Genomic DNA, 21,570 nt, shown 5'->3' with positions numbered 1-21,570 from the left:
TCGGGCCTATGACCCTGACCGAGTTGCGCTACATCGTCGCCGTCGCCCGCGAGCGGCATTTCGGCCGCGCTGCCGAAGCCTGTTTCGTGTCGCAGCCGACGCTGTCGGTGGCGATCAAGAAGCTGGAGGAGGAACTGGACCTGAAGATCTTCGAGCGCGGCGGCAGTGAAGTCACCGTCACGCCGCTGGGTGAGGAGATCGTGCGCCAGGCCCAGTCGGTGCTGGACCAGGCCGGCGCCATCAAGGAGATCGCCAAGCGCGGCAAGGACCCCCTGGCGGGCGCGCTGCGCCTGGGCATCATCTACACCATCGGACCCTACCTGCTGCCTGAGCTGGTCAAGCACACCATCGAGCTCTACCCGCAGATGCCGCTGATGCTGCAGGAGAACTTCACCGTCAAGCTTCTGGAAATGCTGCGCACCGGTGAGCTGGACTGCGCCATCATGGCCGAGCCCTTCCCCGACGCCGGCCTGGCCACTGCCCAGCTCTACGACGAGCCCTTTGTCGTCGCGCTGCCGGCCTCTCACGCGCTGGCATCGCGCCATGCCATCAGCGCCGAGGAACTCAAGCGCGAAACCATGCTTCTGCTGGGCACCGGCCACTGCTTCCGCGATCACGTGCTGGAGGTCTGCCCCGAGTTCGCGCGCTTCTCCAGCGACGCCGAGGGCATACGCCGCAGCTTCGAAGGCTCGTCGCTCGAGACCATCAAACACATGGTGGCCTCCGGCATGGGCGTGACCGTCGTGCCAGCCCTCAGCGTGCCGCGCGACCCGACGCCGCACCTGCGCTTCGTGCCCTTCAGCGACCCCATTCCCACGCGCCGCGTCGTGCTCTGCTGGCGGCGCAGCTTCACGCGCTACGAAGCCATTGCGGCACTGCGCAACGCCATCTATGCCTGCCAGCTGGAGGGCGTGACGCGGCTGAGCTGACCCGCGATGATGATTTTGGCTATCATTAGGTTAAATCTATTCAAACCTTGCATTGAATAGTATTCATTAAGCTTCTCCTCCCCAGGACCCTTAAGGAGCTGACATGACGCACCCCGGAGACAAGAGCGAGGGCCGGTGCCCCTTCCACAGCCGCTCACAGGCCGCCACGGCCAACCAGCGCTGGTGGCCCAACCAACTCAACCTGGCCATCCTGCACCAGCATTCGCCCCGGTCCAACCCGATGGGCGAGTCGTTTGACTACGCCAAGGAATTCAAGAGCCTGGACCTGGACGCCGTCGTCAAGGATCTGCGCGCGCTGATGACGGATTCACAGGACTGGTGGCCGGCCGACTACGGTCACTACGGCCCGTTCTTCATCCGCATGGCCTGGCACGCGGCAGGCACCTATCGCGTGCAGGATGGCCGCGGCGGCGGCGGCACCGGCAATCAGCGCTTCGCGCCACTGAACAGCTGGCCCGACAACGGCAATCTCGACAAGGCGCGCCGCCTGCTGTGGCCCATCAAGCAGAAGTACGGCCGCAAGCTCTCCTGGGCCGACCTCTTCATCCTGACCGGCAACGTCGCGCTGGAGTCCATGGGCTTCAAGACCTTCGGCTTCGGCGGTGGCCGAGCCGACATCTACGAACCCGAGCTCGACATCGACTGGGGCCCCGAGGCCGAATGGCTGGCACTGAGCAAGGCGCCCAACAGCCGCTACAGCGGCGAGCGCGACCTCGCCAACCCGCTGGCCGCCGTACAGATGGGCCTGATCTACGTGAATCCCGAAGGTCCAGACGGCAACCCCGACCCGGTGGCCTCGGCGCGCGACATCCGAGAGACCTTCGCCCGAATGGCCATGAATGACGAGGAGACCGTGGCGCTGGTCGCCGGCGGCCACACCTTCGGCAAGGCCCACGGCGCGGGCGACGCCAAGCTTGTCGGCAAGGAGCCGGAGGCGGCCGACCTGGTGGAGCAGGGTCTGGGCTGGCGCAGCACCTACGAGTCCGGCATGGCCGGCCACACCATCACCAGCGGCATCGAGGGCGCATGGAAACCCAACCCGACGACCTGGGACATGGGTTACTTCGACACCCTGTTCAAGTACGACTGGGAGCTGACCAAGAGCCCCGCCGGCGCCCACCAGTGGCGGCCCAAGGGGGGCGCAGGCAGCGACACCGTCGTGGACGCCCATGATCCCAAGAAGTTCCACGCGCCCATGATGACCACCGCCGACCTGGCGCTGCGCATGGATCCGACGTACGAGAAGATTTCGCGCCGCTTCCACGCCAATCCGGCCGAGTTCGCCGACGCCTTCGCCCGCGCCTGGTTCAAGCTGACCCACCGCGACATGGGCCCCGTCGCCCGCTATCTGGGCAAGCTGGTACCCAAGGAAACGCTGATCTGGCAGGACCCGGTGCCCGCGGTGGACCATGCCCTTATTGACGCGCAGGACATCGCCAAGCTCAAGGCCCAGATCCTTGCCTCGGGCCTGTCCATCGCCCAGCTCGTGGCCACCGCCTGGGCCTCGGCCGCCAGCTTCCGCGGCAGCGACATGCGCGGCGGCGCCAACGGTGCGCGCCTGCGCCTCGCCCCGCAGAAGGACTGGGCCGCCAACCAGCCCGCCGAGCTGGCCCGCGTCCTGCCCCAGCTGGAGGCCGTGCAGCAGGCCTTCAATGCATCGGCCGGCGGTGGCAAGAAGGTCTCGCTGGCCGACATCATCGTGCTCGGCGGCGTCGCGGCCGTCGAGGCGGCCGCCCGGCAGGCGGGCGTCGCCCTCACCGTGCCCTTCCACCCCGGCCGCACGGACGCGACACAGGACCAGACCGACGTGGCCTCTTTCGCCGCGCTGGAGCCTGTGGCCGATGGCTTCCGCAACTATCTGCGAGCCGGCCTGCCGGAGGCAGCCGCCGCCGAGCTGCTGGTCGACAGGGCCCAGTTGCTGACGCTGTCGGCGCCCGAGATGGCCGTCCTCGTCGCGGGCCTGCGGGTGCTGGGCGCCAACACCGGCGGCAGCCCGCACGGCGTGCTGACGACGCGGCCGGGCACACTGTCCAACGACTTCTTCGTCAACCTGCTGGACATGCGCACCAAGTGGCAGAAGGCCGGCGATGTGCTGGAAGGGGTGGACCGCGCGACGGGCCAGCGGAAGTGGACGGCCACCGTGGCCGACCTCGTCTTCGGCTCCAACGCGCAGCTGCGCGCCCTGGCCGAGGTCTATGCCGGCAGCGATGCGCAGCAGAAGTTCGTGCAGGACTTCGTCGCTGCCTGGGCCAAGGTCATGGACCTGGACCGTTTCGACCTGCACGCCTGAAGGAGTTCGGGATGAAGCCCGTCGCTCGCGCCGCCCAACGCGGCCTCGGCTGGATTGTCTTCGCCAGCGGCAGCCTGGTCGCGCTGGCCCTGCTGATCCATGGCCTGACCGGTTGATTGACCGACCGGCCCGCGAGGGCTGGCACCTCCGGGGCGGGCCGAATCCGTTAGGCTCACCCCGTCCTGTTTTGGAGAATGTCCATGGCCAAGAAACCCGCCGCCTCAGCCCCCGTCATCAGCATCGGCATCAGCGAAAAGGATCGCGCGGCCATCGTCGCCGGCCTGTCCAAGCTGTTGGCCGAGACCTACACGCTGTACCTGACGACGCACAACTTCCACTGGAACGTCACCGGGCCCATGTTCACGAGCCTGCACACGATGTTCATGACCCAGTACACCGAACTGTGGAATGCCGTCGATCCCATCGCGGAGCGCATCCGCTCCCTGGGACATGCAGCGCCTGGCAGCTATGCCCAGTTCACCAAGCTCAGCAGCCTGCCGGACGTGCCCGCCACCCCGCCCAAGGCCATGAAGATGGTCGAAGTGCTGGTGCAGGGCCATGAAGCCGTTGCCCGCACCGCGCGCGCCATCTTCCCTCTGGTCGACAAGGCCGGTGACGAGCCGACTGCCGACCTTCTGACCCAGCGCCTGACCGTGCACGAGCAGACCGCATGGATGCTGCGCAGCCTGCTGGCGGAGTGAAGGTCGCCGTCCTCACCTTCGACGGCTTCAACGAACTCGACAGCTTCATCGCGCTGGGCCTGATCAACCGGCTCGGCCACCTGGGCTGGTCGGCCGAGATCACCAGCCCGGCCGCGCAGGTGCGCTCGATGAACGGCGTCGCCATCACCGCACAGCGGCCGCTGGAGTTCGCCAACGAGGCCGATGTCGTGCTGTTCGGCAGCGGCATTCACACCCGCGCCATCGCCGCCGATGGCGCGCTCCTGGACCGGCTGCGACTGGACCCGGTACGCCAGCTCATCGGCGGCCAATGTTCCGGCACGCTGCTGATGGCCCGCCTGGGCCTGCTGGCCGACATGCCCGCCTGCACCGACTCGACCACCAAGCCCTGGGTCGTCGAGGCCGGTGTGCGTGTCGTCGAGGAACCCTTCCACGCCCGCGGCCCCGTCGCCACGGCCGGGGGCTGCCTGGCCTCGCAGTACCTGGCCGCCTGGGTCATGGCCTCGCGCGCCGGGCTGGACGCCGCGCGCCAGGGGCTGCACTACGCCGCGCCGGTAGGGGAGAAGGACGACTACGTCGAACGGCTGCTGGACGTGATCAAGCCATTTCTGCCGCCGGCCTGATGGGGACCGCCGGACGCCCAGCTTCCACTGGTGTCGGCTTTCGACGCCTTGCTGTGCGTCCAGGCCCCGTTCGCCCCGTCGTGCCGCCGGGCGGGCTGCCGAGCCCTAGCCTGCGTTCGGACCCCCATGGGTTCGCAACGGGAGATTGATCGATGAAAGCCTATGCCGTCCTGGCCGCCATCGCGGTCGGCAGCCTCGCCACCGCGCTTGCCAAACCCTCCGGGCTGCCCGCGGGCTGGCTGCAGAGCGGCGATGCCCAGACCTGCGAGGGCCAGGTGGTGTCCGCGAGCGGCGCACCCAGCGCCAAGGTGTTCAGCCTGGATTGCAAGCCGGGCACCGTCGGCTTCTCGACCTTGATGCAGCAGGTGGCCGGCACCGACTACGCGGGCAAGCGCATACGCCTCAGCGCCCAGCTGCGCGCCGACCAGCTCGCCGCCTGGGGCGGCCTGTGGATGCGGGCAGACAGCGGCCAACGCGTCGCGGCCTTCGACAACATGTACAACCGGCCGCTGCGCGGCAGCTTCGACTGGCAGACGGCCGAGGTCGTTCTGGACGTCCCGCAAGACGCCACCACGCTCAGCTTCGGCTTCCTGCTCAATGGCGCGGGCCAGCTGCAGGCCACGCAGTTCAAGCTCGAAGTCGTCGCCAACCATGTGGCGGTCACAGGTGAGCGTGGCGCCCCCGTGCTGCCGCGCCAGCCCAGGGACCTGACGCCGCCTTGAGCGCCACCACGCCATCGCTGGGCAGCGATCTCGCCCAGACCCTGCGGGAAGAAGGGGTGGGCTGGCAGCGCGGCGCGCCGCTGCTGGCCGGCCTGGTGCTGTTCGGGCTGACGGCGCCTTGGCTGCGCGAGCAGCCGGCCTGGGCCTTATCGCTGGGCTTGTGGCTGGGCCATGCCACCACGGACGGTCTGGGCGGGCTGATGGGCAGGCGCCTGCGTACGGAGCACCGCATCGCGCTGCCCAGCCTGCTGTTCCTGGCCTTGCTGCTGGGCGCCATGCTGGGCTGGAGCGTGGAGCAGTTGCTGACGACGGCGCTGTTCAGCGGCAACGACCGCGTCGTCCGTGCCTGGCTGCATTTCGGCTTTGGCGCGCTGCTGATGGGCCTGCCACTGCTGCAGGGCCTGCGCCGGCTGCGGGCCGTGCGTCGTGTGGAACGGGAGCGCGCGCGGCTGCGGGCCGAGCTGCAGATGCTGCAGGCCCAGATCGAGCCGCATTTCCTGTTCAACACGCTGGCCACGCTGCGCAGCTACGTGCGCCAGGGCTCGGATCGCGCGCTGCCGTTGCTGGACGCCATCAGCGGCCTGCTGGAAACAACGCTCGACCGCGTGCGACAGGCGGAAGACTCCACGCTGGGCCAGGAATGCCAGATCGTCGAGCACTACCTGGCCATCATGGCGCTGCGCCTGGGCACGCGCCTGAGCTACCGCCTTGACGTGGACGCCGCGCTGCGGCCCCTCCCGCTGCCGCCGCTGATGCTGCAGCCGCTGGTGGAGAACGCCATCCAGCACGGCATTGAGCCCAGCGAGAGCGGCGGCACCATCCAGCTACGGGCCGAGTCCGGCAGCGGCCGCCTGCTGCTGCGGGTCATCAACAGCGGCCAGGCGCTGGTGGGCGAGGCACCTTCCGGCCACGGCCTGGCGCTGATCAATCTGCGCCAGCGCCTGCGGGCCTTGCACGGCGACCGGGCCGACCTGCAGCTCGCCACCAATGCCGATGGCTTCACCGAAGCCACGCTCACACTGCCCCTACCATGAAGCGGCCCGAACACTCGCCACGCCTGTTGCCTTCCGAGGGCGTCGAGCAGCACTGACATGACCACCGCCCTCATCGCCGACGACGAGCCCCAGCTGATCGAGGAGCTCCAGCAACTGCTCGCGATGGCATGGCCCGAGCTGGATATCGTGGCCGTGGCCCGCAACGGCACTGAGGCGCGCCGGCTGCTGGACGAGCTGCGCCCCGACATCGCCTTCCTCGACATCCGCATGCCCGGCATCGACGGCCTGGGCCTGGCCCAGCTCGCGCCACCGAGCACCCGCCTTGTCTTCGTGACGGCGCATGCGGAGCACGCGCTGGCCGCCTTCGAACGGGCGGCGGTGGACTACCTGCACAAGCCGGTCACGCCCGCGCGCCTCGCGGCCACGGTGCAGCGGCTGCAGGCTACGCAACCGCAGCGCGCCGGGCTGCGCTTCCTGCAGGCCTGGACGGGCAACACCATGAAGCTGCTGGACGTGGAGCACCTTGCCGCGCTGCGCTCCGAGCTGCGCCACACGCGGGCACTGAGCCAAACCGGCGGGCAACTGCTGCTGCGCACCTCGCTGGGTGAGCTGCAAAAGGAGCTGGACCCGCTGCTGTTCTGGCAGATCCACCGTGGCTCGGTCGTCAACGCCCGGGCCATCGAGCGCATCGAACGGCGCGACGATGGCGAGCTGTGGGTGCATCTGCGCGGGCTGAGCCAGGCCCTGCCCGTCAGCCGCGCGCACCGCGGGCGCTTTCGGGGGATGTAGGTCGCCCTACTCGCCCAGCTTGCGCAGCGCTGCCTTGGCGGAATCCATGCTCGGGTCCAGCGCCAGCGCCTTGCGATAGGCGCTACGGGCCTGGGCCTTGTCGGCCAGCATCAGGTGCATCTCGCCCAGGCTGTCCCAGGCGTTGGCCGATTCGGGATAGAGCTCGACGCCGATCTGCATCAAGGCCAGGCCTGCAGTCTTGTCGCCGCGCCGCGCCAGCCCATAGGCCTGCTGGTTCAGATAGGCCTCGCGCCCGGCCTCGTCGCGGCTGTCGCGCAGTGCGCGGTAGGCCGCCAGGGCCGCATCCTTGTCGCCGGCCAGCAGCAGTTCGCGCGGCAGGCGTTGCGTGTCGGCCAGCCGCGGTAGCAGCAGCGGGGCACCCTGTTCCTGCTCCAGGCGCAGGTTCCAGTGCCCCCCTGCACCGGGCTCGAAGCTGCGTGCCTGCTCCTGCTCGCGCTGCAGATAGCGACCGCCCGCCACCGGCACCAGTTCCCTGGGCGTCTCGCCGACTTCACCGATGAAGAGGCGCGTGCCCTGGCGTGTCACCTGCAGCACCCGCTCCGCATTGATGCGGTAGCGGCCGGGGGCCTGGTCCAGCGCCTCGGCGCTGGCCGGCAGCGGGGTCAGCGTCTTGAAGCCGGGCCAGCGGTACTCGTGGGCCACGGCGCGGCGCAGTTCATCCATCAGCGCGGGCTGGTTGGCGTTGATCATGATGGCGGCGCCCTGGCCGCTGTTCTGGCTGGCCATCAGGCTGGCGCAGAAGCCCTCGTTCCAACCGCCGTGGGCGAAGTAGGCCTCACCGTCGACCTTGGGCAGGCCGAGGCCCAGGCCGTAGCTGGCGTCACGCGCGGTCAGCATGTCGCGGGCCAGCGCGGCTGACATCAGCTTGCTCTGCCCGCCCAGCGCCTGCTGCACGCCGATCGCGAAGCGGGCCAGGTCCTGCGAGGTGGTCCACAGGCCGGCCGCGGCCAGCTCGGGATAGCGGTGCCGCTTGCCCGGCACGGCGCTGCCATCGGGTTGCACGCCGGCCGCGGCGCGCGCCAGCAGCGCAGGCGGCAATGCCGGCGCGAAGCTGCTGTCGGCCATGCCCAGGGGGCCCAGCACTCGCTGCTGCATCAGCTGTGCGAACGGCTGGCCGTCGGCCTCGCTCATCAGCAGCTGCGCGACCGTGTAGCCGCCGCCCGAGTAGCGAAAGGCCTTGCCCGGCAGCCGGTCCACGCGGACGGCCGCGGAGTTGGCGGGCGGCTTGCCCTCCAGCACGGCAAGGACGTCGGGCACCGCGGCGTCCGATGCGTATCCGGCGAAGCCATGCACGTTCAACCCACCCGTGTGGCTGAGCAGATGAGCGAGGGTGACCGGCACCTGCCGCGTCAGGTCGTTCTCCGGAATGCGCCATGACTTCAACCGCGCGTTGACCGGCTCATGCAGCAACAGCTTGCCGTCGTTGACCAGCGCCAACGCACCGAAGGCCGCCACCGGCTTGCTCACGGACGCCGCCTGGAACAGCGTGTCCGGCCTGGCCGGCACGCCCAGCTCGCGGTCGGCGAGGCCATAGACGCGGGTCCAGGCCAGGCCGTCCTTGTCGAAGACGGTGATGGTCAGGCCGGGGACGCCGTAGTGCTTCATGCGCTCCTGCAGGGTCCAGGTGGCATCACCAACGAAGCTGACCGGTGGCCGCAGCCCGGCCAGCACGCGGGCGATTCGAGCCTCGGGGTCATCGGACGAGTTCGCACTCGCGGCGCTGGCGGCCAATGTGCACAAGGCCAGAGCCAGCGGTCGAAGCAGAAGACTTTTCATGGGATTCGGGGGCTGCCAGTCGATGAAAGCACTAGCCTAATTTGTCAGACCGCGGACATTCCAGTCCGACGGGACGGATTGCAGCCGCGGAGGCCCCAACTGCGACCAGCACCGATAATTCGCGGTTCGCTCCGAGCCCGCACCATGTCCGCCGACCTGCCTTCCCGCATCGAATCCGAAGTCCGCCGCCGCCGCACCTTCGCCATCATCAGCCACCCCGACGCCGGCAAGACCACGCTGACGGAAAAGCTGCTGCTGTTCTCGGGCGCGATTCAGATCGCCGGCTCGGTGAAGGCGCGCAAGGCCTCGCGGCATGCGACATCGGACTGGATGGAGATCGAAAAGCAGCGCGGCATCTCGGTGGCGTCGTCCGTCATGCAGATGGAGTACCGCGACTGCGTCATCAACCTGCTGGACACCCCGGGCCACCAGGACTTCTCGGAAGACACCTACCGCGTGCTGACGGCCGTCGACGCGGCGCTCATGGTCATCGACGCAGCCAACGGCGTGGAGCCGCAGACACGCCGCCTGCTGCAGGTCTGCCGCGCGCGCAACACGCCCATTCTGACCTTCGTCAACAAGATGGACCGCGAGGTGCAGGAGCCGCTGGCGCTGATGGACGAGATCGAGCGCGAGCTGGGCATGACGGTGGTGCCATTCACCTGGCCGGTGGGCATGGGCAAGCAGTTCCACGGCGTGATGGACCTGCGCCAGCAGCGCATGCGCGTGTTCGCACCCGGCGAGGACCGCGTCGCCGGTGACGAGGAGGTCCTGGAGGGGCTGGACAACCCCGTGTATGCAGAGCGCTTCGGCATGCAGTACGACAGCGCGCAGGGCGAGATCGAGCTGGTCAACGAGGCTGCACCAGCCTTCGACCGTGAGCAGTTCCTGAGCGGCAGGCAGACGCCGATGTTCTTCGGCTCCGCCGTCAACAACTTCGGCGTGCAGGAAGTGCTGGATGCCCTCGTCGAACTGGCGCCAGCGCCGGACGCGCGCGTCGCGATGCAGCGCACCGTGCAGCCCGAGGAGCCCAAGTTCACCGGCGTCGTGTTCAAGATCCAGGCCAACATGGACCCGGCCCACCGCGACCGCATCGCCTTCCTGCGCGTGGCCTCGGGCCACTTCGAGCGCGGCATGCGTCTCAAGGTGGTGCGCTCCGGCAAGGAGTTGCGTCCCAATACCGTCGTCAGCTTCCTGTCGCAGCGCCGCGAGTTGCTGGACGAGGCCTTCGCGGGCGACATCATCGGCATCCCCAACCACGGCGTGCTGCAACTGGGCGACACCATCACCGAGGGCGAGGCGCTGCAGTACACGGGCCTGCCGTTCTTCGCGCCGGAGATGTTCCGCTCGGTGGAAGTGGCCGACCCGCTGAAAACCAAGCAGCTCAAGGCCGGCCTGCAGCAGTTGGGCGAGGAGGGCGCCATCCAGGTATTCCGGCCGATTGCCGGCAGCGTGCTGCTGCTGGGCGCCGTGGGCCAGCTGCAGTTCGAGGTCGTCGCGCATCGGCTGGAGCACGAGTACGGCGTCAAGGCGCGCATCACCGGCAGCCGCTTCCAGGTGGCACGCTGGGTCACTTGCGACGACCCGCAGGAACTCAAGCGCTTCATCGACGCGAACGACCACCGCATGGCCTACGACGCGGTCGACGCGCCCACGGTGCTGGTCGAATACGCACCCGAGCTCCGCGCCATCGAGAGCAACTGGCCCAAGATCAAGTTCCACGCGCTGCGCGAGCACGCGGGCCTGGTGTTCCAGCAGCGGCTGGACGGCTGAGGTCCAGACGGCGCCCTAACATCGCGCGATGCCGACCGCGCCTTCCAGACCCTGCCCCTCCTGCCACGAAGCCATGCAGGTGCACGTGCTGCCGGCCGTCTACAACGGCGCGGTGGAGATCGACTTCTGCTTCGCCTGCCACGGCATCTGGTTCGACCACCTGGAGAACCTCAAGCTCGCCCCCGAGGCCATCGCAACGCTGTTCAAGGAGATGCACCGCCACCGCGATGACGCCCGCATGCCGCTCGCCGGGCGCCTGAGCTGCCCGCAATGCCGCGGCCGGCTGACGCAGGGCTTCGACATCGTGCGCAGCGGCCGCTACATCACGCACCGCTGCGAGCACCGCCACGGCCGTTTCAGCAGTTTCGCGTCCTTCATGATCGAGAAGGGCTTCGTCCGCCAGCTCACCCGACCCGAGATCGCGGACATCGCCAGCAAGGTCGGTGTCATCCACTGCAGCAGCTGCGGCGCACCGGTGGACCTGCGCAAGGAGGATGCCTGCTCGCACTGCCGCTCGGCGCTGTCGTTACTGGACCCGCAGGCCGTGGAGCAGGCGCTGCAGAACTATGCCAAGGCGGCAACCCGACCCGCGCCCCGCAGCGTGGACGTTGCCGACGCTCTCGTCGTCATGGCGCGGGCGCGCTCGCGTGTGCAGCGCGAGAGCCCCGGGGCGGCCTTGCCCGGTGTCATGGGCACCGTCCTGACGGTGGACCTGATCAGCGCCGGACTGGGCCTGCTCAGCGGCTTGTGGGAGGACTGAGGCCGACGGGCGTGGCCCGCTGGCTGCGATGATGCGTGACCGCCTCTTTCGCCCTTCCGAATCGATGAGCAAGCACCTCCTCCTCCCCCTCGTCGCCGCCCTCGCCGCGACGCCCGCCGCGCAGGCAGCCCCCGAGCTCGAAACCGTCGTCGAGGGTCTGAAGACCCCCTGGGCCCTGGGTTTCCTGCCCGACGGCCAGTTCCTCATCACCGAGCGCGACGGCACGATGCGCACCGCCAAAGCCGGCGGCAAGCCGAGCGCGCCCATCCAGGGCGTGCCGGCCGTGGACGCCATCGGCCAGGGCGGGTTGCTGGACGTGCAGCTGGACAGCGATTTCGCACGCAACCGCACGATCTATTTCTGCTATGCCGAGCCCGGCGCCAACAAGACCAACGGCACCGCACTGGCACGCGCCCGGCTCAGCGAGGACCTGAAGCGACTCTCGGACGTCAAGGTCATCTTCAGTCAGCAGCCGAAGATGGAGAGCAGGCTGCACTTCGGTTGCCGCATCGCTGAGGCACCGGACGGCAAGCTCTTCCTGAGCATGGGCGAACGCTACAAGGGCATGCAGAGCGCGCAGACGCTGGACAACCATCTCGGCAAGATCGTGCGCATCGGCAAGGACGGCAGCGTGCCGGCCGACAACCCCTTCGTGAAGACCCCTGGCGCCCTGCCTGAAATCTGGAGCTACGGGCACCGCAACTCGCAGGGGCTGATCATCGACGCGCAGGGCCGCCTCTGGGAACATGAGCATGGCCCGCAAGGCGGCGACGAGCTCAACCTGATCCAGCCGAAACTCAACTACGGCTGGCCCGTCATCACCTACGGCGAGAACTACGGTGGCGGCAAGATCGGCGACGGCATCGCTGCCAAGGCCGGCATGGAGCAGCCCATCGTCAAGTGGGTGCCGTCCATCGCGCCGGCGGGCCTGGTGCGACTGAAGAGCGCCAGGTACGGTGCGGGCTGGCAGAACAGCTTCTTCATTGGCTCGCTGAAGTTCGGCCACCTGGAACGCGTGAAGCTCGATGCCGACAACCGCCCGGCCGAACAGGAGAAGCTCTTCACCGACGCCGGCCGCATGCGCGATGTGCGCGAAGGTCCCGACGGGCTGCTGTACTTGGTGCTGGAAGGTGCGGGCAAGGTGGTGCGCGTGAAGCCCTGAGCGCGGTCTTCCCCGAACGATGGGGCTCGGGACCGATACCAAGTTCGGGTGAGACCATAACGGCAGACTATGCCGCCGCTGCGCCGGACGCGCCCTGAAACGACCTGTCGGGGTCTGGCGTGCCCAGGGCATACCTCGACGAAGACGCGCCGCGTGCAGCGGCCGGCATGCATCGCCAGGGCCTGCTGCCACGGTCCCGCCGCCGCCGAAACAGCGGGGCGCGAAGGCCGTTAGGGCTCTTACAGTTCGGCCTGCCCCGATTCCCCCGGTGCTTGGGCCGGCCGCGCAATAGCTGCGAAACGCGCCCTCTAGGCATGACCGCACACCGCCTCCTCCCCGCCCTGACCCTCCTGCTGGCCAGCCTCGGCGCGCCCGCCCAGACACCACCGCTCCAGGCTCCACCGGCACCGGCACCGGCGCCGGCATCGGCTCCTGCTCTCGCCGCATCCGCGGCTCCCATGGCTTCTGCAGCGTCCGCGCCCGGGAAGGTGGTCGACGCGCCCCCGGCCAACATGTTGGAGCGCGTGCAGGTCACCGCAGCCACCGAGACCGACGATGGCCAGCGCAGGCGGCAGTCCATCGCCATGTCCATCTACGGCCGCGAGGAGCTGGACCGGCAGGGCGACATCGACGTGACCGACGTCCTCAAGCGCCTGCCCGGCGTCTCCATGGACGGCGGCGCGCCACGGCTGCGCGGCTTGGGCGGCGGCTACACGCAGATCCTCATCAACGGCGAGCCGGCGCCGCCCGGCTTCTCGCTCGACTCACTGGCCCCGGCGGACGTGGAGCGCATCGAGGTCGTCAGCGGCGCCACGGCCGAATACCCCGGCGTGGCCGGCACCATCAACGTCGTGCTGCGCGAGCCACCGCGCACGCTGCAGCGCGAGTGGCGCAGCAACGTCAACTACCGAGCGGTGCAGCCCGGCGGCAGCACCGCCTTCCAGTGGGGCGACCGCATCGGTTCAGTGTCCTTCGTCGTGCCGGTGAGCGTCTCGCGCTCCGCACAGGCCACCCACTACGAGCAGGTGCGCATCTCGCGCACGCCGGGCGGCCAGGTGCAGTCCCAGGCCATCCAGGGCCGCGACGAAGGCCGCAGCAGCACCGCCCAGATCGCGCCGCGGCTGCAGTGGAAGGCCACCGACTGGGACATGCTCAACCTCAGCGCCTTCTGGCAGCACGGCCAGTCGCGCAACGCCAGCGAACGCAGCATCGTGGCCCTGCTGGGTACGCCCTGGCTGACCGCGAACGACGTCGCCCGTTCCGAAGGCAGCGGCGATGTCCGGCGTGCCGCGGCCAACTGGGTCCACAAGCAGCAAGATGGCGGCAAGGTCGAGCTGAAGGGCTCCTGGCAGGACACCACGCGCGACAACGCGCTGTACTACGACAGCTACCGAGCCGACGGCGGGCTGCTGGTGACCCGCGAAACGCGCACCGACTTCGGCGAGGAACGCGCCGCTCTGGGCGGCCGCTGGACCCAGCCGGTGGGCGACGACCACACCCTCGTCACCGGCTGGGACGTCGAGACCCGCGGGCGCGACGAACTGCGCCGGGTCTGGGACTTCGGCGTCGAGCGCCTGGACAGCGCCACCGGCGTGCCCTTTGACGCACGCATAGGCCGGGCCGCCGTATTCGTGCAGGACGACTGGACGCTCAGCCCCCAGTGGGGCCTGCTGCCGGGCCTGCGACTCGAAGAAGTGCGCACCCGCAGCGACGACGGCAGCCATGCCATCGACAACCGCGCCCAGGTGGTCGCGCCGACCCTGCACCTCAACTACAAGTTCGACCCCAAGGGCCGCGACCAGATCCGCGCCAGCCTCTCGCGCAGCTTCAAGATGCCCGACCTCACCGCGCTGGTGGGCCGCTACGTGCTGAACGGCAACTACGAGCGCACCGAGACCAACACCCCCATCGCTGCCGACTCGGCCGGCAACCCCCAGCTGCAACCCGAGCTGTCCACCGGCCTGGACCTGCGCTTCGAGCACTACCCGGCCAGCGGCGGGGTGTTCAGCATCGGCCTCTTCTACCGCCAGATCGATGACCTGATCCGCCGCGGCATCCGCCTGGAGAGCGGCATGGCGCCGGACATCACCCAGATGCCGCGCTGGGTCTCGCGCCCGATGAACATCGGCCGGGCCACTACCCGCGGGCTGGAGCTGGAGATCAAGGGCCGTGGCGAGGAATGGCTGCCGGCGCTGTTCGATAAGGACAGCGGCGTCAACCTGCGCGCGGCGCTGAACCTGTACCGCTCCGCGGTCGAGCAGGTGGATGGCCCCGACAACCGCCTGGAGGCCCAGCCGCCGTGGCTGTCCAATATGGGTTTCGACTGGCGCATCGCCAACAGCGGCTGGACCGTGGGCGCCAGCCTGGTGCTGCAGCCCGGCTACGCGACCAACCAGACCGACCTGCAGGTCGCGCACCGCAGCGCCGTGCGCACGCTGGACGCCTTCGCCGCCTGGAAGGTGGACCGCTTCTCGCAGCTGCGCGTGGGGTTCACCAACCTGCTGGCCCGCGACAACGTGGCGAGCAACGCGGTGGAAGACCTGGACGGTTTCTCGGCTGGTAGCAGCACGTGGCGCAATACGCTGCGGGCGGTAAATGCGAGTTGGGTGGCCCGGTTCTGACGCGGGGCACTGCGGGGTCAACCGCACGCGCCAGGTTCCCAGAAGCCGACGTCCGCAACCGAAGCCTGCTGCCTCAAGCAGGAGGGGCGGCCATGAGGACGAACAGGTTCAGCGCGAGCGAAGGCGTGGCGATCTCAAAGGAAGGCGACGAGGGGATGCAGCCGGCCGCGAATCCGCCGGCGCGACCTTCTTGAAGTACGGCTCGCCCGACGGGCAGCTGCAGGCTCAACCGCCAGACTGCTGCAGTCGGTAATCCCGCAGCGTCCGCAGCAACGCCTGCTGGCGCGCCCCCGGCGGCAGCTGGCGAGCCACCTGCTCGAAGCGGGCCACATTGCCAGCGTTCAGGAACGGGCCGACGTTCTCGGCCACGGACTGCGCGGCCTGCCAGCCGCCGGTGTGCACCAGGCCCGTGAACATGTCGTCGTAGCCGCTGGACAGGCCCACCTGCTGCCACTGCTGCAGCACCGGATAAGCCTTGCCAAGCAGCACGGCGTCATAGCTCTTGCCCAGCGCCGCCACGGCGGCGGACACCGTCTCGGCCGAGGGCGGCAGCTTCGCCGCCAGCGCCAGCGCCGCCGCCTGCACGTGGCCGTCCGGGAAGGCCAGCAGCTCGCGCACGGCCGCCACCTGCTCGGCCGTGGTGCCCTGCGCGGCCAGGCGCTCCAGTTGCTGGAGCACCCCCGCGACGACCTCGAAATGCTCGTCCATGCCCTCGCGGCTGCTGACGCGACAAGCATTGGCGGCGTAGCACTGCTGCAGCGCCCGCAGCGCCTGCGCCGGCGGTACGTGGGCGAGCGCAGCCGGCGTGACCACCCCGTCCGCCACTGCACTGGCCGCGTCGGCCTCGACCGGCACAGGCGAGGCGGCCGGCAGGGTCGTGGACGCGGCGCCCGCCGCAGCGGGCGCTTGCTCGTCCGGCGCGGCCGCCTCGTCGTGCAAGACCCACCACAGGCCCAGCCCCACGATCGCAGCGAGGACCGGCGCGAGAAGCTTCCTCATCGCCGCTCAGGGCTGCAGCGCCAGGAAGGTCGCCGCCGGCCAACGGTTGCCGCGGCAGTAGGCTGAGTTGCCGGTACGCGCCAGGCATGCGTTAACCAATGCCGTGCCGAACGGCCCGTACACATCGGTCTCGGCAGCGCCGTTGCGCGTGACGGTCTCGGTGCAGTGGAAACGGTGGGCCATGGACCGGGCCGCGCCACGCGGACAGTCGCCGTTGCCGGTGGCAGCCAGCGCCAGGGCCTTGCTCCAGATCGGCATCGTGACGGCGACGCCGTCCACCACGGTGGGCCGGTTGGCCGTGCAGACCGCGCCGCCGCCGGCGCTCACGCAAGCCTGCGTGCTGGCCGCGGTGAAGGGGCCGTAGGTCTGGCTGGCGCTCATGCACTGGCGCAGGTGATTGTCGTAGCGCGTGCCGTTGGGGCAGTGGGCATGCTTGGCCGCAGAGGGCGCAGCCGCCGGCACAGCCCAGTTGCCGAGCGTCGATGCCGGGTAAAGGTTGCCGGCGAAAACCCAGCCCTCGCGCAACACGCCATCGATGTGCGTGTATTCGACGCGGTAGTACAGGTTGTTGGCCGACGCCGTGCCGAAGACCTCCTTGACCTGCACGACGCTGTTGGCCGGGATGGCCACCAACAGCGTACCGCCGGGCGTGGCGCGCATGTTCAGGTTGGGCACGATCTTGACCCAGTCTCCGGCATAGGCGATGGCACCGGCCTCGGTGGGCGCCGCGCCGACGGCCAGTGAGGCCTGGGTGGCAGTGGTACCGGCGTCGATCCAGCCATCGGTCAGTACGCCGTTGACGAGGGCACGGATGCGGTACAGACGGGTCTGCTGCTGAGCGCCAACCACCATGAAGTCCAGCACCTGATACGTGGCGGCCGCGGCCTGACCAAGCACCATGCCGTTGGGCGCGGAGCGCAGCTCCAGAGGCTGTAGCGTGGCGATGGCGCTGGCCAGCGACTGCAGCCCCGGCACCTGGGCGCGGCAGAGCTCGTGGCGGTTGTGGTCGATGCGCGCATAACCGGTGGTCTGCGCAACATAGACGGGGGTGATGCTGGCCTCGTCGAAGCTGGCCCGTCCCGCCAGGCAGGCGGCATCACGCACGTCATCCACGCATTCCAGCGTCGCGCCATTGAGCACGCAAGCAGCACTGCCCACCTGCAGCAGCCGGCCGGGCTCGACGCTGCCTCCCGTGGGTACCGGGCAGGACGGACCGTCGTCCATCAGACAGGCGACGTCGATGGCGGCAGCCTTGGCAAGGTCCGCCACGTCGGGAAGCCACAGCCGGTTGTCGTAGTTGTCGCGGTAGCCGTTGTCCTTGGCGACGTTGGCATCGGCCGGGTTCTGCCAGCGGCAGACTTTGGTGGGGCCGCCGTTGTAGGCCGACCAGGCCGAGCGCGCGCGGCCGCGCCAGTACTCGTCGATCTGGGCCGTCGTGCCGGTGGGTTCAGCCACGCCACCCAAGCAGGCGGCCGGCGCAGACTCCCACGCGGCATAGTAGATGTCGATCGCGTAGGTGAAGTTCTGCATCATGTTCCAGCCCTTGCCTTGCTGGAGCTGGACGAAGTGGTAGCGATCGTCGACCTGCATCATGCCGTGACCGTGGCCGCTGTCGCCGCGCATCATCTTCAGCACATAGGGCTGGCCGGCGGCGAGCTGGGCGTCGCGGTAGTGCGACCAGAAGGTCTCCTGACGCAGCGTCGCGTAAGTGCCGCGCTGGAAGGCTTCCAGCTCGCGCACCGACACAGCGGGTTTGCGTGAGCGCAGATAGCGTTCGCTCGCGTCACGGATGACCGGGTACATGGCCTGCATGTAGCGCTTGCGCTCGTCGACGAGGCTGGCGGCTGCGTCGTTGAAGACGACACCCGTGTAGTTGCCGCGCACGAAGATGTCAGGGCCGAAGGCCGAGGCGTCGCAGCCGGAGGGCGCGCGGCCGTGGGTCCAGGTGCCACCGACCTTGTTCGTGCAGGCCCAGTCGTTGGGGGTGGCGGTGTAGGCCGCCTGGGCGCTGCCGGCCAGGCCCAGGCACAGCACGGCGAAGAAGGCGAGTTGTTTCATGGCGGGCCTCCGGATCAGATCGAACGACGACGGACAACGCCCGCGACGGCGGCCAGGCCGGCCAGCAGCAGCATGACGCTGCCGGGCTCCGGCACGGCGGCCACGTCGCCCACGCGCACCGCCCAGGCCACGCCCAGCGTGTCGGCGGAGAGCTCGTCTTGGGCGCCCATGCCCATGAAGAAGGCCAAGCCCCAGCCGGGCTGACTGGCCGTTCCCGTCCAGAACACGGGCCCGATGGGGTTGCCGGGGTCCACGAGCCCGCTGAAGCTGCCCGAGTTCGCGAGGCCGGCCGCCGTGTTGCCGAGGCTGCCGTAGTAGAGGTGGCCGAGTTCGCTGTTCAAACCCGCGTTGTTGATGCCCACGTCGGTCGAACCGTCCTCCGAATAGTCGAGCTGCAGGCTCAGGCCGTTGACCGGCAGCACGGCAGGCAGGCGCCAGTCGTCGAAACCGCCGAAGCTCAGCGAGTCCGCCCATTGCGCCGCATCGGCCTGGGTGCGCAAGCCGCCGAGGGTGGCGTCGGTGATCCAGGTCAGGTTGGAGACGGTGTCGTAGACCATGCTGCCGTTGGCGCGCAGCTGGAGCTCGGCCCGGGCCTGGCCTCCGATCAACAGGCCCGTCAGGGCGAGGGTGGCAAGCATCGTGTTCTTGAACGAGGTCATGACGGATGCGACGGCGTCGCAAAGCTGAGGCGGGGCGCATGGTCTGCAAACTGGCTGCGCACGCGTCACCGGGTTAGTCCGCAACGCGCCTGCCAATTCGAGCGGGCGGCATAACCACTGGGTATGCGCCTTCGCGCCGCGCAGCGGCGGGCTTTCCTGGCGTGGGCGGGACAATCCAGGCCCTGTCCCATCCTCCCCCCAAGTTCTTGGGGGGCATCGATCTCCACGCGCGCTGCATGCCCCTCTCCGACTGGTTCTCGCCCGCTCAGCTTTTCGGCTACGCGGCCTTTGTACTGGGCGTCGGCTGCTTTCTGCAGACCGATGACCGGCGCTTCAAGCTCTTCATGACCGGAGAGTGCATCGCCTATGTCGCGCACTTCGCGCTGTTGGGCAACCCGACGGCGGTGGCCAGCTCGCTGTTGTCCATGCTGCGCTCGGCGCTGTCGCTGCATACGCGCTCGCGTTGGGTGGCGGTGGGCATCGTCTCGGCCAACATCGCCTTCGGCCTGGCCATCGCGACCAAGCCCAGCGACTGGCTGCCGCTGACTGCGTCCTGCCTGGGCACCCTCGCCCTCTTCACGCTGCAGGGCATCCCGATGCGACTGTTGATGCTGTGCGGCACTGGGCTGTGGATCGCCAACAACCTGATCGCCGGCTCCATCGGCGGCACGGCGCTGGAGCTGGTGGTGGCCGCCGTCAATCTCGGCACCATCTGGCGCATGCTGCGGCGCGGACGTGGGGGCGCCGCCCGCTGACGCCCCGGCACGGTGCGCGCAATCGGTCCCGCTGTTGCAGGCAAACTGCACGACTGAACCGCCGGCCTGGGCTGTCACGCCCAGGGGGACGCCGATACTGGCGAGCCATGACCGAGCTGCATTCCTCGCTGGCGCGGGAACGACAGTCCGTCGAGGCCGCACCACCTCCCACCACCCTGCCGCCCTCCGGGGCAGAGATCCCGGCGGTCACCCCTGCCGAGATCGACGTGCAGCGCATCGCGTTCAGTCAATGCGTGACGTCCATGCGCCGCGCAATGCTGACGGCGCCGCTGGGCTGGGCACTGGCCGCATGGCTGTGCTGGGAGCTGAAGGCCACCCACCTGCTGCCCGGCTGGCTGGGGCTGGTGGCCACGGGCTGGGTGCTGAGCCTGCTGCTGCTGGCGTTCGTGCGAAGGCACGGCGCGGACGTGACGCGCCATGGCCCGGCAGTGACGGCCGCCGCCGTGATCGACGGGCTGTGCTGGGGCTCCATGACCCTTTGCCTGATGGGCACCGACGTGATATTGAACGTGGGCGTCGGCGCCATGCTGTGCGGCGTGGTAGCCGTCAACGCGCCGGTCTACATCACGCGCATCCGCCTGTTCTTCTGCCAGAGCATCGCGATGTGGCTGCTGGTGCTGGCCAACGCGTTGCGCGACCCGATGCCGCCCATGGCGCACGGTGCCGCGCTGGGCCTGGCCGTGCTGCTGACGCTGCTGTACTTCTATCTACACGGCTTCAGCGCACGGGTGGTGGACGGCATCCGCTTGCAGCTGGCCAACGCCGCGCTCGCCACGCAACTGCAGCAGGCCCTGGACGCCATGGAGCGCCAGGCCGGCACCGACGCCCTGACGGGCCTGCCCAACCGGCGCTCGCTGGACACAGCCCTGGCCGCGCAGTGCGCGCTGGCCCGACGCGAAGGCCGGCCCTGCGCCGTACTGATGCTGGACCTCGACCACTTCAAGGCCATCAACGACACCCATGGCCATGCCGTCGGCGACGCCGTGCTGCGCGCCTTCGGGCGACGCCTGCAGTCGCAGTTGCGCCGCTCGGACCTGTGCGCCCGCTACGGCGGCGAAGAGTTCGTCGTGCTGCTCGCGGGCACACCGTTCGAGCCCGCGGAGGAGGTGGGCGAACGGCTGCGCGCGTCCGTGAGCGCCGCGCCGCTGGTGGCGGGCGTCACGGCGACCGTGTCCGTAGGCACCGCCTCCTATCGGTCGGACGATGACATGACCTCGCTGCTGGGCCGCGCCGACACGGCCCTGTACGAGGCCAAGCGCAGCGGGCGCAACCGCGTCGTGTCGGGCTGAGCCTGAGGCTCAGCGGTTGGCCGAGTAATTCACCGGCAGCCAGTCATAACCCTTGCCGTCGACGCGCAGCCGGCCGATGCCGGGGAAGCTGACGTGCGCGACGGCCACGTAATAGCCGCCCTGGGCCGCAGCGGCATAGGCCTTCTCGCGGGCCGGGGCGGCAGTCTTGGGATCGGAGTCGAACTGGATGGTTACCGCCGGCTCCTTGAACTGCACAGCGGCCACGTGCATCAGATCGCCCCAGAACATCATCTTCTGGCCCTTGCTCTCGGCGACGTAGTTGCTGTGACCGGGCGTATGGCCGTAGGCCGGGAAGGCCTTCACGCCAGGCACGATCTCGACGCCGTCCACGCTGCCGTCAAATGGCTTGAAGCGGCCCGTGTCGGCATAAGCCTTGACGACGGCGGCGATGGCCTTGGCGCCGTCGCTCTTGGCGACCTGCTCAGGCGCGAGCCAGAAGTCGGCATCCCGCTTGTCCAGGCGCAGCGTGGCATTGGGAAAGGCGCCGGCACCGCCGATGTGGTCGCCATGCATGTGCGTGATGACGACCTCGTCGACCTGCTCCGGCGCATAGCCCGAGGCCTTGAGGTTGGCCAGCACACGGCCGGCCGTGGGACCGAACAGGCC

The 21,570-nt window shown here is 69.2% G+C and carries 18 protein-coding genes; 13 read left to right on the top strand and 5 right to left on the bottom strand.

Translation table 11 applies throughout. The features are described from left to right. The first annotated feature begins 8 nt into the window (after positions 1-8). From VGF12_RS22985 to VGF12_RS22955, 7 genes are all read left to right on the top strand, one after another. Entirely contained in the window at positions 9-929 is a 921-nt protein-coding gene (locus VGF12_RS22985; protein ID WP_331178372.1) for a hydrogen peroxide-inducible genes activator, read from the top strand. Positions 930-1,032: 103 nt separating this feature from the next. Further along, the gene (katG, locus tag VGF12_RS22980; RefSeq protein ID WP_331178371.1) at positions 1,033-3,240 is read left to right on the top strand and encodes a catalase/peroxidase HPI; all 2,208 of its coding nucleotides are present in this window, start codon (positions 1,033-1,035) and stop codon (positions 3,238-3,240) included. Positions 3,241-3,440: 200 nt separating this feature from the next. Next, complete coding sequence (locus VGF12_RS22975) at positions 3,441-3,941, top strand: Dps family protein (protein ID WP_331178370.1); 501 nt, start codon at positions 3,441-3,443, stop codon at positions 3,939-3,941. After that, on the top strand, positions 3,938-4,543 hold the full coding sequence (locus tag VGF12_RS22970; protein WP_331178380.1) for an AraC family transcriptional regulator: 606 nt from the start codon (positions 3,938-3,940) through the stop codon (positions 4,541-4,543). The genes VGF12_RS22975 and VGF12_RS22970 overlap by 4 nt, the downstream gene beginning before the upstream one ends. 152 nt (positions 4,544-4,695) lie before the next feature. Next, entirely contained in the window at positions 4,696-5,265 is a 570-nt protein-coding gene (locus VGF12_RS22965; protein WP_331178369.1) for a hypothetical protein, read from the top strand. Continuing rightward, positions 5,262-6,299 (top strand): sensor histidine kinase, encoded by a 1,038-nt coding sequence (locus VGF12_RS22960; protein WP_331178368.1) that lies wholly within the window; start codon positions 5,262-5,264, stop codon positions 6,297-6,299. The genes VGF12_RS22965 and VGF12_RS22960 overlap by 4 nt, the downstream gene beginning before the upstream one ends. A 57-nt stretch (positions 6,300-6,356) precedes the next feature. Beyond that, the gene (locus tag VGF12_RS22955; protein WP_331178367.1) at positions 6,357-7,049 is read left to right on the top strand and encodes a LytTR family DNA-binding domain-containing protein; all 693 of its coding nucleotides are present in this window, start codon (positions 6,357-6,359) and stop codon (positions 7,047-7,049) included. Positions 7,050-7,055: 6 nt separating this feature from the next. Here the strand turns inward: VGF12_RS22955 and VGF12_RS22950 are convergent, their stop codons facing one another. Further along, complete coding sequence (locus VGF12_RS22950; protein WP_331178366.1) at positions 7,056-8,846, bottom strand: serine hydrolase; 1,791 nt, start codon at positions 8,844-8,846, stop codon at positions 7,056-7,058. Between the two features lie 144 nt (positions 8,847-8,990). Here VGF12_RS22950 and VGF12_RS22945 point away from each other — a divergent pair, with 144 nt between their 5' ends. From VGF12_RS22945 to VGF12_RS22930, 4 genes are all read left to right on the top strand, one after another. Further along, the gene (locus tag VGF12_RS22945) at positions 8,991-10,619 is read left to right on the top strand and encodes a peptide chain release factor 3 (protein WP_331178365.1); all 1,629 of its coding nucleotides are present in this window, start codon (positions 8,991-8,993) and stop codon (positions 10,617-10,619) included. 28 nt (positions 10,620-10,647) lie between these two features. Further along, positions 10,648-11,379 carry a zf-TFIIB domain-containing protein gene (locus VGF12_RS22940; RefSeq protein ID WP_331178364.1) on the top strand — a complete coding sequence of 244 codons (732 nt, stop codon included), beginning with the start codon at positions 10,648-10,650 and terminating at the stop codon, positions 11,377-11,379. 64 nt (positions 11,380-11,443) lie between these two features. Next, positions 11,444-12,541, top strand: coding sequence for a PQQ-dependent sugar dehydrogenase (locus tag VGF12_RS22935; protein WP_331178363.1), 1,098 nt, complete (start codon positions 11,444-11,446; stop codon positions 12,539-12,541). Positions 12,542-12,999: 458 nt separating this feature from the next. Next, a complete protein-coding gene (locus tag VGF12_RS22930) occupies positions 13,000-15,162 on the top strand; it encodes a TonB-dependent receptor (protein WP_331178362.1) in 2,163 nt (720 codons plus the stop codon). A gap of 225 nt (positions 15,163-15,387) precedes the next feature. Here VGF12_RS22930 and VGF12_RS22925 read toward each other — a convergent pair whose 3' ends face one another. From VGF12_RS22925 to VGF12_RS22915, 3 genes are read right to left on the bottom strand one after another with little or no spacing between them, the layout of a single operon-like run. Beyond that, positions 15,388-16,161 carry a hypothetical protein gene (locus VGF12_RS22925; RefSeq protein WP_331178361.1) on the bottom strand — a complete coding sequence of 258 codons (774 nt, stop codon included), beginning with the start codon at positions 16,159-16,161 and terminating at the stop codon, positions 15,388-15,390. A 6-nt stretch (positions 16,162-16,167) separates the two neighbouring features. Next, entirely contained in the window at positions 16,168-18,219 is a 2,052-nt protein-coding gene (locus VGF12_RS22920) for a hypothetical protein (protein ID WP_331178360.1), read from the bottom strand. Positions 18,220-18,233: 14 nt separating this feature from the next. Further along, positions 18,234-18,857, bottom strand: a complete 624-nt coding sequence (locus VGF12_RS22915; protein ID WP_331178359.1) for a PEP-CTERM sorting domain-containing protein — start codon at positions 18,855-18,857, stop codon at positions 18,234-18,236. Between the two features lie 257 nt (positions 18,858-19,114). On the opposite strand from VGF12_RS22915, the gene VGF12_RS22910 reads away from it, so the two are divergent. Then, complete coding sequence (locus VGF12_RS22910) at positions 19,115-19,633, top strand: YgjV family protein (RefSeq protein ID WP_331178358.1); 519 nt, start codon at positions 19,115-19,117, stop codon at positions 19,631-19,633. A 107-nt stretch (positions 19,634-19,740) separates the two neighbouring features. After that, positions 19,741-20,943, top strand: a complete 1,203-nt coding sequence (locus tag VGF12_RS22905; protein ID WP_331178357.1) for a diguanylate cyclase — start codon at positions 19,741-19,743, stop codon at positions 20,941-20,943. A gap of 9 nt (positions 20,944-20,952) precedes the next feature. Here VGF12_RS22905 and VGF12_RS22900 read toward each other — a convergent pair. Beyond that, positions 20,953-21,570: MBL fold metallo-hydrolase (locus tag VGF12_RS22900; protein WP_331178356.1), on the bottom strand; the 618-nt coding region annotated here is incomplete at its 5' end.

Origin of the sequence: Roseateles sp. (genome assembly GCF_036404855.1) — a bacterium.
In the GTDB taxonomy this organism is placed as follows: domain Bacteria; phylum Pseudomonadota; class Gammaproteobacteria; order Burkholderiales; family Burkholderiaceae_C; genus Pelomonas.
Note: the sequence above shows the minus strand (reverse complement) of the source record. Positions and strands in the feature narration are given on the sequence as shown.